We start from the raw sequence: 15,847 nt of genomic DNA, 5'->3' as shown, positions 1-15,847 counted from the left end.
CGGATCCGCGCCGGCGGGACAAAAAGCCGGGTGCGGCCGCGACACAGGAATGCTTCATGGAGCGTGCATGGACGAGTTGACACTCGGATTGATCGGCGCAGGCGCCGTCGTGGTGGGAGGGGTGGTCGTATACAACGCATGGCAAGGCGCCAAGGTGCGCCGCCGGATGCCGCGGCCGATGCCGGCCGACACGGAGCCCGGCCCCGCGCGCCACGATCAAGAGGAAGAACGGCCGTTCATCGAACCGGCGCGTGGCGCACGACGCGACGGGACGGGAGCGGATGGCGCGCACGAAGGCGAGGCCGCACGGATCGAGCCGAGCTTCGGCGGCATCTCGGCGCCGCTCGACATTCCGGCCGACATCCAAGCCGAGACGACCACGCCTAATGGTTTTACGGCCGAACCGTCGCCGGAGGCGGCCACCGCCGAGGCGACGTCAAGCGACGGGCAGACCGTGACGCCGGCCGCGACGACCATTTCGGCCGCGCCGCCGCATATCGTCGACCGTCGGATCGATTGCGTCGTGCCGATTCGCTTGTCCGGGTCCATTGCCGGCGAGAAAGCGGCGCCGCTGGCGCAGCGGTTGCGCCGCGCGGGCAGCAAGCCGGTTTATATCGAAGGCAAGCCGGAAGGCGGCAGTGCGTGGGAGTTGCTGCAGAACGCGCAGCGCTACGAGGAACTGCGCGCGGCGGTGCAACTGGCCAACCGCAGTGGCGCGCTCAACGAGCTGGAGTTCTCGGAGTTCGTCTCGGGCGTGCAGCAATTCGCCGATGCGATCGACGGTGCGCCCGAATTTCCGGACATGCTCGAAACCGTATCGATGGCGCGCGAACTCGATGCGTTCGCGGCGCAATGCGACGCGCAGCTGTCCATCAACGTGCTGTCCGACGGCGCGCCGTGGTCGGCCAACTACGTGCAGGCCGTGGCCTCGCAAGACGCTCTGCTGCTTTCGCGCGACGGCACGCGCTTCGTCAAGCTCGACGCCAAGCAAAGCCCCGTGTTCATGCTGCAATTCGGCGACACGAATTTCCTGCGAGACGACCTGACCTACAAGGGCGGGCAGATGATTACGCTCATCCTCGACGTGCCCGTCGCGGATGAAGACATCCTGCCGTTCAGGCTCATGTGCGATTACGCCAAATCGCTGGCGGAGCGCATCGGCGGGCGGGTCGTCGACGATCAGCGTCGGCCCTTGCCGGAGCAGGCGCTGCTCGCGATCGAAAAACAATTGATGACGCTGTACGCGCGGCTCGAGGAGGCTGGCATTCCCGCCGGCTCCGCCGCCACGCGTCGCCTGTTCAGCCAGTAAACAGCCCGGCGAAGCGGCCCGCCGCGCGGGCTCGTTTTCGCACGCATCGAGAACAAGATCAACGACATGGCACGCAAGCAAGCCGAATCGCCTCCGCCCCTCGATCAGCCGGCCGAACGCGCCGCCTGGCTGCGCAGCGAACTCGAGCGGGCGAACTATCAGTACTACGTGCTCGATCAGCCGCAAATCCCGGATGCCGAGTACGACCGCTTGTATTCGGAATTGCAGTCGATCGAGTCGGCGCACCCCGATCTGATTACGCCCGAATCGCCGACGCAGCGCGTAGGCGGCGAAGTCGCCAGCGGCTTCGCGCCGGTCGTGCATGCGCTGCCGATGCTGTCGCTGAACAACGGCTTCACCGATGAGGACGTCACGGCGTTCGACAAGCGCGTGAGCGATCGGCTAGACCGGGCGCCTGTCGAGTATTCCTGCGAACTGAAATTCGATGGCTTGGCGATTGCGCTGCGTTACGAAGACGGCCGCCTGGTGCAGGCGGCGACACGCGGCGACGGCTCGACCGGCGAGGACGTGACCCGCAACGTGCGTACGGTGCGATCGATTCCGCTGCGCTTGAAGGGCGATCGGATCCCGAAGGTGCTCGAAATACGCGGCGAAGTCTTGATGTTCAGACGCGATTTCGATCGTTTGAACGCGCAGCAGCGAGAGGCCGGCCAGCGCGAATTCGCCAATCCGCGCAATGCGGCGGCAGGCAGCCTGCGTCAGCTCGATTCGAGCATCACGGCGCGGCGGCCGTTGTCGTTCTTCGCCTACGGTATCGGGGTGCTCGAAGGCGTTCCGATGCCCGACACGCACGATGCGCTGCTCGATTGGTATGCCGAGCTGGGCGTGCCCGTGTGCGGCGAGCGCGCCGTCGTCCAAGGCGCGGACGCGCTACTGACGTTTTATCGGCGGATCGGAGAAAAGCGCAAGACGTTGCCCTACGATATCGACGGCGTCGTCTACAAGGTCAATCGCAAAGACGAGCAAGACGTGCTCGGTTTCGTCTCGCGCGCGCCGCGTTTCGCGCTCGCTCATAAGTTTCCGCCCGAGGAAGCGCTGACGGAATTGCTGGAGATCGGCGTGAACGTGGGGCGCACTGGTGCGATCACGCCGGTGGCGCGTCTGGCGCCCGTCTTCGTCGGCGGCGTGACCGTGACGAACGCGACGCTGCATAACGAAGACGAAGTCCATCGCAAGGATTTGCGCGCGGGCGACACCGTTATCGTGCGCCGCGCCGGCGACGTGATTCCCGAGGTGGTGGGCCCGGTGATGGAGCGGCGCCCGCCCGATGCCCGAGCGTTCGTCATGCCGACCGAATGCCCGGCTTGCGGCTCGGCCATCGAGCGTTTGCCTGGCGAGGCCGTGGCGCGCTGCACGGGCGGGCTGGTGTGTCCGGCGCAGCGCAAGCGCGCGCTCGAGCATTTCGCGCAACGCCGAGCGCTCGATATCGACGGGTTGGGCGAAAAGATCATCGATCAGCTCGTGGAGCAAAATCTCGTCCGTACGCCGGCCGATTTGTTCAATCTGGGCTTCTCGACGCTGGTCGCGCTCGAGCGCTTCGCCGATAAATCGGCGCAAAATCTGATCGATTCGCTCGAGAAAGCCAAGCATACGACGCTCGCGCGTTTTATCTTCGCGCTGGGTATCCCTGACGTCGGCGAGTCGACGGCGAAAGATCTTGCTCGCCATTTCGGCTCGCTCGCGCCCGTGCTGGATGCAACGGTCGAAACGTTGATGGAAGTCGCGGGCGTGGGTCCCGTGGTGGCCGAGTCGATCCATCAGTTTTTTGCCGAGGCGCACAATCGCACGGTGATCGATCAACTGCGGGCGAACGTGACGTGGCCCGAAGGGCCGCCGGCGCCGCGCGCGCCGCAGGGCGTGTTGGCCGGCAAGACGATCGTGCTGACCGGTACGTTGCCCACGCTCGCACGCGAGCAAGCGAAGGAAATGCTCGAAGCGGCCGGTGCGAAGGTGGCCGGCTCGGTATCGAAGAAGACCGATTACGTGGTGGCGGGGGCCGAAGCCGGGAGTAAGCTGGCCAAGGCCGAGGAACTCGGCATCAAGATTCTCGACGAAGACGGTATGCGCAAGCTCCTGGAGGGCGACAATCCATGATCCGTGACATTTTGAAGATGGGCGATCCGGGCCTGCTGCGCATCGCTCAGAACGTCGAACATTTCGATACGCCCGAATTGCATACGCTGATCGCCGATATGTTCGAGACGATGCACGCCGCGAACGGCGCGGGGCTGGCTGCGCCGCAAATCGGAGTCGATCTGCAGGTGGTGATTTTCGGGTTCGGTCACAACGAGCGTTACCCCGAAGCGCCGCCCGTGCCGGAGACGGTCCTCATCAATCCCACCATTACGCCCGTGTCGCAAGATATGGAGGAGGGCTGGGAAGGGTGTTTGTCCGTGCCCGGTATGCGTGGCGTGGTCAATCGGTTTTCGATGATCCGCTATCACGGCTTCGATCAATACGGCCAACCGATCGATCGTGTCGCCGAAGGGTTCCATGCGCGCGTCGTGCAGCACGAGTGCGATCACTTGATCGGCAAGCTCTATCCGATGCGAATTACCGATTTCTCGAAATTCGGGTTCACCGAGGTCTTGTTCCCGGATCTCGATCCGAATTCGGACGATTGAACCAGCGCGCCACCGGGCGCAGCCCGGGCTGGCGTGCAGCGGCCCGCAAACGGTTCGACACGGCTGTTGACGCAAGAGGGGGCGATCGGCGCCCCCTCGTCGCTTGGCTTGGGCTCAAAACGCCTCGTTCGGCAGCAAATATCGCCATTTACCCTGCGGCAGCGGGCCAAGCGCCACGCTGCCCATGCGGACACGCTTGAGCCCAACCACCTGTAGCCCGACCAATTCGCACATCCGGCGGATTTGCCGCTTCTTCCCTTCGCGAAGCACGAACCGAAGCTGTTCGCCGTTTTGCCAACTCACTTTCGCGGCTTTGAGCGCGGCGCCGTCGAGCGACAGGCCGAACCGAAGTAGCGCGAGTTTTTCCGCGGGGAAGTGCTCGGCGACATCGGTCTCGATATCGCCGAACGTCACGCGCACGAGATATTCCTTTTCGACGCTCGAATGCTCGCCGATGAGCTGCTTGGCAATGCGGCCGTCCTGCGTCAGCACGAGCAAGCCGGTGGAATCGATGTCGAGCCGGCCGGCCGGCGCGAGTGCGCGCAGATGGCTCGGAACGAAACGCGTATCGGCCCGATCGCCTTCCCAGCGATTGGCCGCCGTAATCAACGTGACGGCGGGTTCGTAACCGTCTTCCGCTTGACCCGACACATAGCCGACGGGCTTGTGCAGCAAGATCGTCACTTGCTTCGATTGCGCGGCTTGGGCGTCGCGCGTGATTTCGATGTGCTGATCGGGACGGATACGCGTGCCGAGCGTATCGATGCGTTCTCCGTCTACGCGCACCCAGCCGTTTTCGATCCACTCGTCGGCCTCCCGGCGCGAGCACAAGCCGAGTTCCGACATGCGCTTCGAGAGACGGACGAGCCCGTCTTCGTCGGCGGCGATCGCGCGATGGGCTGTTTGGCTAGCGCCCGTTGAGGCTTTGACCGGTTTGGCGACGCGCAACGAACCGGTTTTCGCGGCCGGCGTGTCCATGCGTTTGGCCGGCGTCGGCCGCGAGCGCGTTTCCGAGGCAGCTCGCCCCTCGCGATTCGCGCTTCTCCCACCCGTGCTCGTGCTCGAGCCAGAGCCCGACCGGGAGAAACCCGTCTCGCGGCGCGGCGCGGCGGCGCCGGTCGACGCAGCGCCCGGCTTGGCGGGGCGGGCGAATTTGCGTGGCTGGTCGCCCGTTTCCGCGCGCGGCTCGCGAACCGGACGGGCGGCAGCGCCTCGCGCGGGACGCCCGCCGCCGGCCGCGCGCTCGTCACGCGGCGCGCGCTCGCCGCGAGCCGAGCGAGCGTCGCCAAAGGAGCGCTCGGCACGCTCGCCGCGATCGCCGCGATCGGCACGCTCGCCCGGGCCGCCGCGGCTGCGATAGCCGGCGCTGCCGCCAGCGGCTTCGCCGGGGCGTGCGCGCGTCGCAGCACGCGGGCCGCGCGCGTTATCGTCGCGCTCGCCCCGGGGACGACGCTCGTCCGGCGTGCGCGGCGCGCGCCGCGGCGCTTCGTCGGAACGGCGGTCGGCGCCGATGCGCTTGTTTCCTGCGGGCCGCGTGTCGTGCTGACCTTGGCGCCCGCCTTCTTCGCGCGAAGTCCGCGTCTCGCGCGCTTGGGCGGGCCGAGGGGCGCGCCGCGCCGTATCGTCCGCGGCCCCTCGCTCGGCGCGCGCTCGCGGCGCTTTGTACGCTGCGCCTTCGCGGGGCTTCATGCTCGAACCGTCGCGACGCTTTCCGGCCGCGGCGGCTGGCCCGCCCGCTTTAGCGGCGCCACGGGGCGCGCTCGTTTTAGCGGCGGGGGCGGATATCGGGGCGGGCGCCGCACGCGGCGTCTTGCGAGCCGACGGGCTACCGGCACGAACGGGGGCGCGGCTCGGCGATGCCGGGCGCGGATGCTTGGCTGTCAGTTTGACGCGCATAAATTCTCACACTGCGATCGCGCGCAGCAGCTCGGTTTCCAGCTGGATCTGCAAGCGGTTATCGGAAAGGCCGCGCCCGTCGAGGAGGAACACGTCCTCGACGCGCTCGCCGAGCGTATTGATCCGCGCCGCGTGGACGCCGACCCGATGCACCGCCAACACGCGCGCGATCGAATAAAGGAGCCCTGGCCGGTCGTTGGCCGACACGGACAGGATGTAGTACTGCCCTCGCTCGTCGGCTCGCAAGTCGACGCGCGGGGTAATCGGGAAAGTTCGCGACAGCCGCGACAAGCGGCCCTTGGACGGCTCAGGCAACGGCGCGTCCGACGAGAGCCGGGCGGCGAGTTGCTGCTCGACGAGGTTCGCGATGTCGCGATACTGCACGTCGTCTTCGGTGCGCGCAACGATGAAGTTATCGAGCGCGTAGCCGTGGCGAGTCGTGTTGATGCGGGCATCGAGCACCGACAGGCTGTTGCGGTCGAAATAGGCGCAGATGCCGGCGAACAGATCGGAGCGGTCCTGCACGTAGACGAGCACTTGCAGCGCCTCGCCGATCGGGGACGGGCGCGCCCGCACGATCGGCGCATCGGTACGCACGTGCCGGTACAGCACACGCGTTTGCCAGGCGATATCGGCGGCGTCGTGGCGCAGGAAATAGCCGACGTCGAGTTCGTCCCACAAGGCGCGATGGGCGTTGTCGGGCACCGTCTCGAGCCGCAGCAGCGCGAGCGCTTCTTCTTGGCGCGTTTTCAGTTCGGAATGCTCGTCGGGACGGGCACCTCCGAGCACGGCGAGCGTCATCCGGTACAGATCCTCGAGCAGCTTGCCTTTCCAGGTATTCCACACCTTCGGGCTCGTGCCGCGTATATCGGCGACGGTCAGCAGGTAAAGCGCCGTGAGCCGGCGTTCGTTGCCGACCAGTTCGGCGAATTGCTTGATGACTTGCGGGTCGCTCGTGTCTTGCTTCTGTGCAACTTGGCTCATCGTCAAATGATGCTGCACGAGCCAAACCACGAGCGACGTGTCGTCGCCGGTCATGCCATGATCGCGGCAGAAGCGACGCGCATCGGCCATCCCGAGCGTGGAGTGATCCCCGCCGCGCCCTTTGGCGATGTCGTGAAACAGCGCCGCCACGTACAGCACCCATTGCCGCTCGAAGTTCGCCATCAATTGGCTGCAGAACGGGTATTCGTGGGCATGCTCGGCCAAGGCGAAGCGGCGCAGATTGCGCAGCACCATCAGGATGTGCTGATCGACGGTATAGACGTGGTAAAGGTCGTGCTGCATCTGCCCGACGATGCGCCGAAAGTTCAGCAGGTAGCGGCCGAGTACGCTCGTCTGGTTCATGAGCCGCAGCGCATGCGTAATGCCCCGCGGCTGCTTCAAGATTTCGATGAAGAGCCGGCGATTCTCCGAATCGCGCCGCCAGCGCGAATCCATGATCTCGCGCGCGTTATAGAGCGCCCGCAGCGTGCGGGCCGAGAGCCCCTTCGTGCCGTGCGTCGTTTCGTAGAGCAAGAAGGCCTCGAGAATCGCCGTGGGCGTGCGTTCGAACACGTCGTCGCTGGCGATTTCGATCATCCCTTGCTTTTCGACGAAGCGCTCCGACAGCACGCGCGTGATCCCGCTCGTACGCGGAAACAGTTGCGCCTCGATGTTCTGGATCAGAATCGTCGCGAGCTGCGTCACCGCCTTGGCGGCCCAATAGTAGCGGCGCATGAGCTGCTCGCTGGCGCGCCGCGCTTGCGTGGCGCTGTAGCCGAAGCTTTCGGCCGCCGCCGTTTGCAGGTCGAACACGAGCACGTCTTGCCGACGGCCGGCAATCACGTGCAGCCGTGAGCGCAACGTCTTCAAAAACGCCTCGTTGCGGCGCAGCTCGCGCGCCTCGCGCGCCGTAATGAGGCCGCGCTCGTCGAGTTCGCGCCAACTGCGCCCGAACCCTGCCGCGCGCGCGATCCAGAGGATCAATTGCAGATCGCGCAGCCCGCCGGGGCTTTCCTTGACGTTCGGTTCGAGGCTGTACGGCGTGTCTTGGAACTTCGCGTGGCGCTGGCGCATTTCGAGCACCTTCGCCTGAAAGAAGGCGCGCGCGTCGAGCGCGTCGTTCAAGCGCAGGACCACGCGCTGAAAGAGTGCGGTGCTGCCGGTAATGCGCCTCGCCTCGAGCAGCGAAGTACGAACGGTGATGTCGTTAGCCGCTTCCTCGACGCATTGCGCGACCGTGCGCACGCTGCTGCCGATCTCGAGACCGAGGTCCCACGCCATGCCGATAAAGCGTTCGATACGCGCGTCGAGTTCGGGCGGCACGGTATCGGGCAGCAGGACGAGGATGTCGATATCGGAGTAGGGCGCGAGTTCGCCCCGACCGTAGCCGCCCACGGCCACGAGCGCGCTCGACGCCGGCAGCTCGCACACGTCCCAGGCACGGCGCAGGGCGTCGTCCGTGGTGCGCGACAGCGTCTGCATGAGCGCATCGACGCGGCTAGCTGTTTTGAAGCGCGCGAGCAGTTCGGCCTTGGCGGCGCGGTAGTCGGCTTTGACCGACGCGGGGTCCGTGATGACGGCGGGGGCGCTCATAGGCTAGGGCGAACGGCGAAATACCGATGGATACGTGAAAGGGCGAGCGCGCATCGCCAGACGCAGCCGGCGATGCGCGGATTTGCGGCCGCGCCGGGCCGCCGGGCTGCCGGTTAGGCCGCGACGGCGATCGACGGCTTGGCCGGCGTGCCGGCCGAGACGGTCAGCACGTCGTAGCCCGTGTCGGTCACGAGCACCGTGTGCTCCCATTGCGCGGACAGGCTGCGATCCTTCGTCTTGACCGTCCATTGGTCGGGCATCGTGCGAATTTCGCGCCGACCGGCGTTGATCATCGGCTCGATCGTGAAAATCATGCCCTTTTGCAGCTCCAGCCCCGTACCGGGGCGGCCGTAATGCAAGATTTGCGGATCTTCGTGAAACACGGTGCCGATGCCGTGGCCGCAGTATTCGCGCACGACGCTATAGCCGCTCGCCTCGGCATGCCGTTGGATGGCATGGCCGATATCGCCGAGCCGGGCGCCCGGGCGCACCTGCTCGATGCCGAGCCACATGCATTCGTAGGTGGTCTGTGCCAGGCGCTTGGCGAGGATGGAGCCTTCGCCCGCGATGAACATTCGGCTCGTGTCGCCGAAGTAGCCGTCTTTGATGACGGTGATGTCGATGTTCAGCGCGTCGCCGTTCTTGACCACTTTATCGCCGGGGATCCCGTGGCAGATGACGTCGTTGACCGAGATGCAGGTGGCCTTCGGGTAGGGCGGATAGCCGGGCGGCTGATAATTGAGCGGCGCGGGGACCGTGCCTTGCACGTCGAGCATGTAGTTGTGGCAGAGCCGGTCGAGTTCGGCCGTGGTCACTCCGGGCTTGACGAACGGGGTGATGTAATCGAGCACTTCACTCGCCAGACGGCATGCGACGCGCATTTTCGCGATGTCGTCTTCGTTTTTGATCGTGATAGCCATGGATACGGGCCTGAGAACGGTAGGTACGTGGATTTCGCGATTATCGCACCATATGGGCCCCGTGGCAGCCGCCACCGTCGCGACACAGGGTCAGCGCGACGCGGATCGCGCGCTCGCACGCCTTGGTGCGATGAATGCCTACCGCCGCTCTTCCCACGATAGGGCGGCATGGCGTCCGACCAAAGCGCGAGCGGCAGCGTAATAGCTTGCGGCTGGGCCACGCAGGGATCGGTGCGGCATTGCCTCGGCGGTCTATCGCTGAGCCGCGCCAATGCGGCTCGCCGTGAAAATCCCACGAATTGACACATAAAGCGAGGTAGTTCATTCGATGTACTTCGCGCATGCGTTCGGCTTTGCGTAAACGCCCACTTGTGAATATATTGCGTTTCGGCATTGCTAAGAATTGAATGCTAACGCGCGATTATCGCATTCGTCCGTGCTAACGCGACCGGTGCGCGCCCGAACGACATCGCGTGATTTTAATCGAGCCCCCGGGCGGAATCGTTTGCGGCGCATCGCGGCTTAATCGAAGAATTCGAGTAATAAGGGGGGTGCATGCAATTCGAGACCGACGATTGGCAAATCAAGCGGCAGCAGATGTTCAAGACCGTTCCGGCAGAAGGAACGTGGATCGAATATTTGGGGAGGGATTATTTCGTTTACCCCAACACTTTTTGGCCGTACGACGATAGCAAGGTATTGGTAAGTAATTGCGCGATCAAACCGGGAGAGAGTGTACTCGACCTCTGCACGGGTTCGGGCGTGATTGCAATTTCCTCTTGCTACAAGGGGGCGTCCCGCGTGCTTGCGGTCGATCTCAATGCCGATGCCGTAAAAAGCGCGAAATTCAACGCGCATCATCATGGATTCTCGACAGTCATGGAGGTGCGGCAGTCTGACTTGTTTTCAGCCGTCGGGGAGGAGCGTTTCGATTGCATCACCATTAATCCGCCGTTTCGCAACAAATCCGCGCCTGATATGGTCGCTAGATCCCAATGGGATGAGGGTTTTTCGTTGCATATCCGGTTCTTCAGGGAGGTTAGGCGATATTTGAAGCCGGATGGCCGCATCTATTTTGTGCAGGCCGATTTTGGCGACCCGGGTCGGGTCTATGAGTTGGCCTCGTCGGCGGGCATGACCTGCGAGAAGTTGGCGCAGGCGCGGTTCGATACTCGGGGTGAAGCGAGTAAGACCTTCTATTGCTTGATAATGCGAGCGGCGAAGGAGTAGCCGTATGCTCGCTGGGTTGATCGAACGCTTGCATCGGCTCCGAACGGTGCCGCATGCGGCGTGGGCTCATAAGGTGACGCGCGTTGCCGTCATATTATCCGGGCCACGCTCTGGGTCCAGTTTGCTGACTTCCCTTCTGTCTGATCATCCAGCCGTTGCATCAATGGACGGAGAAATCAATCCGTTGTTGACGCTATCGGGAAATGGGTTTGGGTTGACATCGGATAGCGACAGTATCCACCACGTCGTCAATCAAGCGTTGTTGACCGATTTGATATTCGATGCGCTGGGCGTTCCCGCGAAAGAGGTGGACGTCGAATGGCTTCGAGCACGATGGGTCAAGCGGCTGGTTTTTCATTTTCCGGCCTCGTTTTCAGACCGAACGGTATACGAGGAAATGGCGGGCGCCGTGCGGCGCGGTATTACCCGCGACATGGTCCGGCGTAGCGGCACGCCGCGCGCATTGCGCGATGCCGTGCTGTTCGAAGTGTACCGGCGGACCCCCGAGCGTCTATGGTTCTACGACGGGGTGATGTCCGGGGCCGCGCCGAAAGGCCTATGGTTCGACGAGAAGAGCAATCTCGAGGAGCCGCCGTTCGTGGTGCCGGCTTCGTACCGACGCGGTTTCGTTGAGGACGATTGCGCGGACAAGTGTTTGCTGTTCAAAACGCCGCCCGATGTTTACCGGCCAGGATTATACGAAAAGCTGTTTCCTAATGCGCTCATTCGGTACGTCCATTTGTCGCGCGGGTTCGCGCAGACCGTAAACGGATTGATGGACGGTTGGCTGTCTCCGGTCGGATTTCTCTCGCACCGGATGGATAAATCGCTCGCGATCAAGGGATATTCCGACGTCGTGCCGTTCGGCCGGCATTGGTGGAACTTCGAGGTCCCGCCCAACTGGAGACTGTACACGGAGGAGCCACTGGAGGAGGTGTGCTTGAATCAATGGAGATCCGCGCACCTCGCCACCCTTCATCGCGATCTCAAACCGTTGCGCGTCAAATTTGAACATTTTTTGCTAGACCCGCAGCGGACGTTCGATCGGATCACGGGTTATTTGGATTTGCCGAATATCCGGGCGCCGAGACAATTGCCCATCGTAATGTCGACGGAAAAACCGGCTGGACAACGATGGCGCGCGCGCGAAGCGACGATGATGAAGCTTGCGCAAAGATGCGATGTTGTCGAGTTGATGGACGAACTCGATTATCGGATGGAATCCGCTGAATGGATATAGAGCGATATGTCGTGCCTTTCTGGGTGGGGCAGCGCAGGCAGGGGCTGCTTCGCGTGCAAAGCCTGGATCGAAGGTGGAGCAAGGTCGACTTGCCTTGGGAACGAGCAACCCGGGTGGAATCGGTCGACGGCCAGTTACTGCGAATGCGAAGCCTATACCGGCGATTCGCGCAGGCGATTCGGCAGTGCGCCGTTCGTGGGGCGATGCCGATGGCGATCAGTGGGGATTGCCTGGTGACGGCGGGCATGTTGGCCGGCCTGCAGCAAGCCGGGCGGGAACCCGACCGGATCTTGTGGCTGGACGCGCATGGCGACTTCCACACCTGGCGCACGACGGGCACGGGCTATATTGGCGGCATGCCGCTCGCGATCCTTACCGGGCACATCCGCGCGCGACATGCGCGGGACTACGCACTTGCCCAGTATGTCCGGGCGGTGGGATTCAAGTCCTATCCCGCGCGCCGGATCGTGCTTTCCGACGCGAGAGATCTAGATGGCGGGGAGCGGGAAGCGTTGTTCGGCTCGGGCGTGGTCCTTTGCGAATTCGGTTCGCTGCAAGCCCGACTGCGGGCGTGCATCGGGGCGTGCGATACGCTTTACGTCCACCTCGATACCGACTCCATTTTCGATCCGCGGCGGCTGCCCGCGCTCAAATACCAGGTGCCGGGCGGGCCGACGGTGGAACGCATGCGGGATCTTTTCGTGCGTCTGACTTCGTATAACGTCGTCGCCGTTTCGGTCTCGGGGTGGCATGAACAATTGGATCCCTGCAATGTGACGGCGAAGACCATACTCGAGCTGCTGTCTATTTTCGAAAAGGGCCGTCGTGCGGCCGCTGGCCGTCGACCTATCGCGCCCTAGCCCCTGCTATGCCGCGCGATGATCGAGCCCTAAATTTCATCGCCACAGGAAAGGGTGTGCGCTAATCCCGCCCGCGAGACCGACCTTCCTTCCTTCCTTCCTTCCTTCCTTCCTTCCTTCCTTCCTTCCTTCCTTCCGCTGCATCCTTGCGCCAAGGGCGCGGCTTGAGAGGGTGCGTGCTCATGTGATATAGTTTTGGGCTAGTCGCTTTCGGGGAATCGAACTTACGTGTGTGCGGTGCATCGGGTGCATCGGGTGCATCGCGGGTTCGGTGCCGAGGGGCGGCTGGAATTGTATCGAGTTGTCCATTCGCAAGCCGGCGCACCCAGGGTGCCGAGCCGCGGTCCGTGAACGAATACGGGGCGCGGGCGGTACGGCAGCCGGCTTAAGACCCAACCCTTGCGGAGAATTACATGGCAGTTACTATGCGTCAGATGCTGGAAGCCGGCGTCCACTTCGGTCACCAAACGCGCTTCTGGAATCCCAAGATGGCTCCGTTCATCTTCGGTCATCGCAACAAGATCCACATCATCAACCTCGAAAAGACGCTGCCGATGTACAACGACGCGCTGAAGTACGTGCGTCAATTGGCAGCCAATCGCGGCACGATCCTTTTCGTCGGCACGAAGCGCCAGTCGCGCGACACGATCGCGCAAGAAGCGCAGCGCGCTGGCATGCCCTACGTCAACGCCCGCTGGCTCGGCGGCATGCTGACGAACTTCAAGACGCTGAAAGTGTCGATCAAGCGCTTGAAGGACATGGAAGCCGCGGTCGAGGCGGGTGAACTCGAAAAGATGAGCAAGAAGGAAGCGCTCCTGTTCGAACGCGAAATCGCCAAGCTGCAAAAGTCGATCGGCGGCGTGAAGGACATGGGCGGCATTCCCGACGCGATCTTCGTCGTCGACGTCGGCTACCACAAGATCGCCGTGACCGAAGCGAACAAGCTCGGCGTGCCGGTGATCGCCGTGGTCGATACGAACCACTCGCCGGAAGGCATCGACTACGTGATCCCGGGTAACGACGACGCGAGCAAGGCCGTTGCGCTGTACGCGGAAGGCGTGGCCGACGCGATCCTGGAAGGTCGTGCGAACGCGGTCAACGAAGTCGTGCAAGCTGCGCGCGGCACCGACGGCGACGAGTTCGTCGAGGTGGGCGGGGAGCAGTAAAGCCACCCCATCGCCGGCAAAAAAGGGGGCTCTCGATAGGCCCCCTTTTTTTAAGTGTCGGCGCAATGCGCGGCGCGATCGATGCGCCGCGAACGAATGCGTGCCGTTCGCATCGAAAGCGAGCGGCGTATGAAAGACAGACTCAAGGAGCGAATGATGGCGGCAATTACCGCAAGCATGGTGGCTGAACTGCGCGCGAAGACCGACGCGCCCATGATGGAATGCAAGAAGGCGCTCACGGAAGCCGACGGCGACATGGCCCGCGCCGAAGAGCTGCTGCGTGTCAAGCTCGGTAACAAGGCCAGCAAGGCCGCTTCGCGCGTCACGGCCGAAGGCGTGATCGCTTCGCACATCGCCGGCAACGCCGGTGCGCTCGTCGAATTGAACTGCGAAACCGACTTCGTCGCGAAGAACGACGATTTCCTCGCGTTCGCCAAGCAAGTGGCCGAACTCGTCGTGGCGCACAATCCGGCCGACGTGGCCGCGCTGTCGGCACTCTCGCTGAACGGCCAGCCGGTCGACGCCGTGCGCCTCGCGCTCGTCGGCAAGATCGGCGAAAACCTGTCGATCCGCCGCTTCTCGCGTTTCGAAACGTCGAACAAGCTCGCCGCTTACCTGCACGGCACGCGCATCGGCGTGCTCGTCGATTACGCGGGTGCCGACGAGCAAGTCGGTAAGGACGTTGCGATGCACATCGCGGCAATGAAGCCGGTCTCGCTGTCGTCGGACGACGTTCCGGCCGATCTGATCGCCAAGGAGCGCAGCATCGCCGAACAGAAGGCGGCCGAATCGGGCAAGCCGGCTGAAATCGTCGCGAAGATGGTCGAAGGCAGCGTCCAGAAGTATCTGAAGGAAGTGTCGCTGCTGAACCAGCCGTTCGTGAAGAACGACAAGCAAACGATCGAACAAATGCTGAAGGCCGCCGGCTCGTCGGTGAGCAAGTTCGCGTTGTTCGTCGTGGGCGAAGGCATCGAAAAGCGTCAAGACGACTTCGCCGCGGAAGTGGCAGCGCAAGTCGCCGCCGCCAAGCAACAGTAAAGCAGCAAGTTAGGCAGTTCGTAGTTTGCCGTACCCGCGGCGGGCGCCAGGCCCGTCGCGGCGGGTTCGCTCGGCGAACCGCTCGGGGTTAACCCGGCCTGCCGCGGCGAGCGTCGCCCGACACCGGCCGAGCTTGCTCCGGGCGATGTTTCACCCCTACAGTTCCACATTGTCGTGATCTCTTCGGCGCGATCGGATACCGCTATGCCCACAGCCTACAAACGCGTTCTTCTCAAACTCTCCGGTGAAGCTCTGATGGGCGACGATGCGTTCGGCATCAATCGCGCGACGATCGAACGCATGGTTGCCGACGTTGCCGAAGTCGTTCGACTCGGCACTCAGCTCGCTGTCGTGATCGGCGGCGGCAATATTTTCCGCGGCGTCGCGGGCGGAGCGGCGGGCATGGACCGCGCCACGGCCGATTACATGGGCATGCTCGCGACGATGATGAACGCGCTCGCCTTGCAAGACGCCATGCGCCACGCCGGCATCGAGGCCCGGGTTCAGTCGGCGCTGCGGATGGACCAGGTCGTCGAGCCGTACATCCGGCCCCGCGCGATTCGTCAGCTCGAAGAGGGCAAGGTCGTGATTTTCGCGGCCGGTACGGGCAACCCCTTCTTCACGACCGATACGGCAGCGGCGCTGCGCGGCTCCGAAGTGGGCGCGGAGGTCGTCTTGAAGGCGACGAAGGTCGACGGCGTATACTCCGCGGATCCGAAGAAGGATCCCACCGCGACGCGTTACGCCACGATCAGCTTCGACGAAGCGATCGGTCGCAACCTGCAAGTGATGGATGCCACCGCGTTCGCGCTGTGCCGCGACCAGAAGCTGCCGATCCGGGTGTTCTCGATCGTCAAGCCCGGCGCGCTCAAGCGGATCGTACTGGGTGAGGACGAGGGCACGCTCGTCCACGTGTAAACTCCCGAGAGAAACGGGGCGTGACGCGCTCGTGGCGCCAGGCGGCGC

12 protein-coding genes are annotated in these 15,847 nt (G+C 63.7%); 9 read left to right on the top strand and 3 right to left on the bottom strand.

Features of this window, described 5'->3' with window-relative positions; all coding sequences use genetic code 11:
• Window positions 1-67: 67 nt before the first annotated feature.
• The 3 genes from ACTHN9_RS03530 to def all read left to right on the top strand — a co-directional run bounded on the left by ACTHN9_RS03530 (window position 68) and on the right by def (window position 3,954).
• Window positions 68-1,309 (top strand): cell division protein ZipA C-terminal FtsZ-binding domain-containing protein, encoded by a 1,242-nt coding sequence (locus ACTHN9_RS03530; RefSeq protein ID WP_440535364.1) that lies wholly within the window; start codon window positions 68-70, stop codon window positions 1,307-1,309.
• A gap of 66 nt (window positions 1,310-1,375) precedes the next feature.
• A complete protein-coding gene (gene ligA / locus ACTHN9_RS03525; RefSeq protein ID WP_440535363.1) occupies window positions 1,376-3,424 on the top strand; it encodes an NAD-dependent DNA ligase LigA in 2,049 nt (682 codons plus the stop codon).
• Window positions 3,421-3,954 (top strand): peptide deformylase, encoded by a 534-nt coding sequence (def, locus tag ACTHN9_RS03520; RefSeq protein WP_440535362.1) that lies wholly within the window; start codon window positions 3,421-3,423, stop codon window positions 3,952-3,954. Before ligA ends, def begins: the two co-directional genes overlap by 4 nt.
• A 114-nt stretch (window positions 3,955-4,068) precedes the next feature.
• Here the strand turns inward: def and ACTHN9_RS03515 are convergent, their stop codons facing one another.
• The 3 genes from ACTHN9_RS03515 to map all read right to left on the bottom strand — a co-directional run bounded on the left by ACTHN9_RS03515 (window position 4,069) and on the right by map (window position 9,347).
• Complete coding sequence (locus ACTHN9_RS03515; protein ID WP_440535361.1) at window positions 4,069-5,643, bottom strand: pseudouridine synthase; 1,575 nt, start codon at window positions 5,641-5,643, stop codon at window positions 4,069-4,071.
• Between the two features lie 213 nt (window positions 5,644-5,856).
• Window positions 5,857-8,427: a [protein-PII] uridylyltransferase gene (locus ACTHN9_RS03510; RefSeq protein ID WP_440535360.1), complete on the bottom strand. Its 2,571-nt coding sequence runs from the start codon at window positions 8,425-8,427 to the stop codon at window positions 5,857-5,859.
• 113 nt (window positions 8,428-8,540) lie between these two features.
• Window positions 8,541-9,347, bottom strand: a complete 807-nt coding sequence (map, locus tag ACTHN9_RS03505; RefSeq protein WP_102643454.1) for a type I methionyl aminopeptidase — start codon at window positions 9,345-9,347, stop codon at window positions 8,541-8,543.
• A gap of 555 nt (window positions 9,348-9,902) precedes the next feature.
• On the opposite strand from map, the gene ACTHN9_RS03500 reads away from it, so the two are divergent.
• The 6 genes from ACTHN9_RS03500 to pyrH all read left to right on the top strand — a co-directional run bounded on the left by ACTHN9_RS03500 (window position 9,903) and on the right by pyrH (window position 15,799).
• Window positions 9,903-10,577 (top strand): methyltransferase, encoded by a 675-nt coding sequence (locus ACTHN9_RS03500; RefSeq protein WP_440535359.1) that lies wholly within the window; start codon window positions 9,903-9,905, stop codon window positions 10,575-10,577.
• A 163-nt stretch (window positions 10,578-10,740) separates the two neighbouring features.
• A complete protein-coding gene (locus tag ACTHN9_RS03495; RefSeq protein ID WP_440535358.1) occupies window positions 10,741-11,817 on the top strand; it encodes a hypothetical protein in 1,077 nt (358 codons plus the stop codon).
• Complete coding sequence (locus tag ACTHN9_RS03490; RefSeq protein ID WP_440535357.1) at window positions 11,808-12,677, top strand: arginase family protein; 870 nt, start codon at window positions 11,808-11,810, stop codon at window positions 12,675-12,677. The genes ACTHN9_RS03495 and ACTHN9_RS03490 overlap by 10 nt, the downstream gene beginning before the upstream one ends.
• Before the next feature lie 413 nt (window positions 12,678-13,090).
• On the top strand, window positions 13,091-13,843 hold the full coding sequence (gene rpsB, locus ACTHN9_RS03485) for a 30S ribosomal protein S2 (protein ID WP_440535356.1): 753 nt from the start codon (window positions 13,091-13,093) through the stop codon (window positions 13,841-13,843).
• A 156-nt stretch (window positions 13,844-13,999) separates the two neighbouring features.
• Window positions 14,000-14,881: a translation elongation factor Ts gene (gene tsf, locus ACTHN9_RS03480; protein ID WP_440535430.1), complete on the top strand. Its 882-nt coding sequence runs from the start codon at window positions 14,000-14,002 to the stop codon at window positions 14,879-14,881.
• A 204-nt stretch (window positions 14,882-15,085) separates the two neighbouring features.
• Window positions 15,086-15,799 (top strand): UMP kinase, encoded by a 714-nt coding sequence (pyrH, locus tag ACTHN9_RS03475; protein WP_440535355.1) that lies wholly within the window; start codon window positions 15,086-15,088, stop codon window positions 15,797-15,799.
• Window positions 15,800-15,847: the final 48 nt, after the last annotated feature.

Origin of the sequence: Trinickia sp. (assembly GCF_051953405.1) — a bacterium.
GTDB lineage: Bacteria > Pseudomonadota > Gammaproteobacteria > Burkholderiales > Burkholderiaceae > Trinickia.
This window is presented reverse-complemented; position numbering and strand designations above follow the sequence as displayed.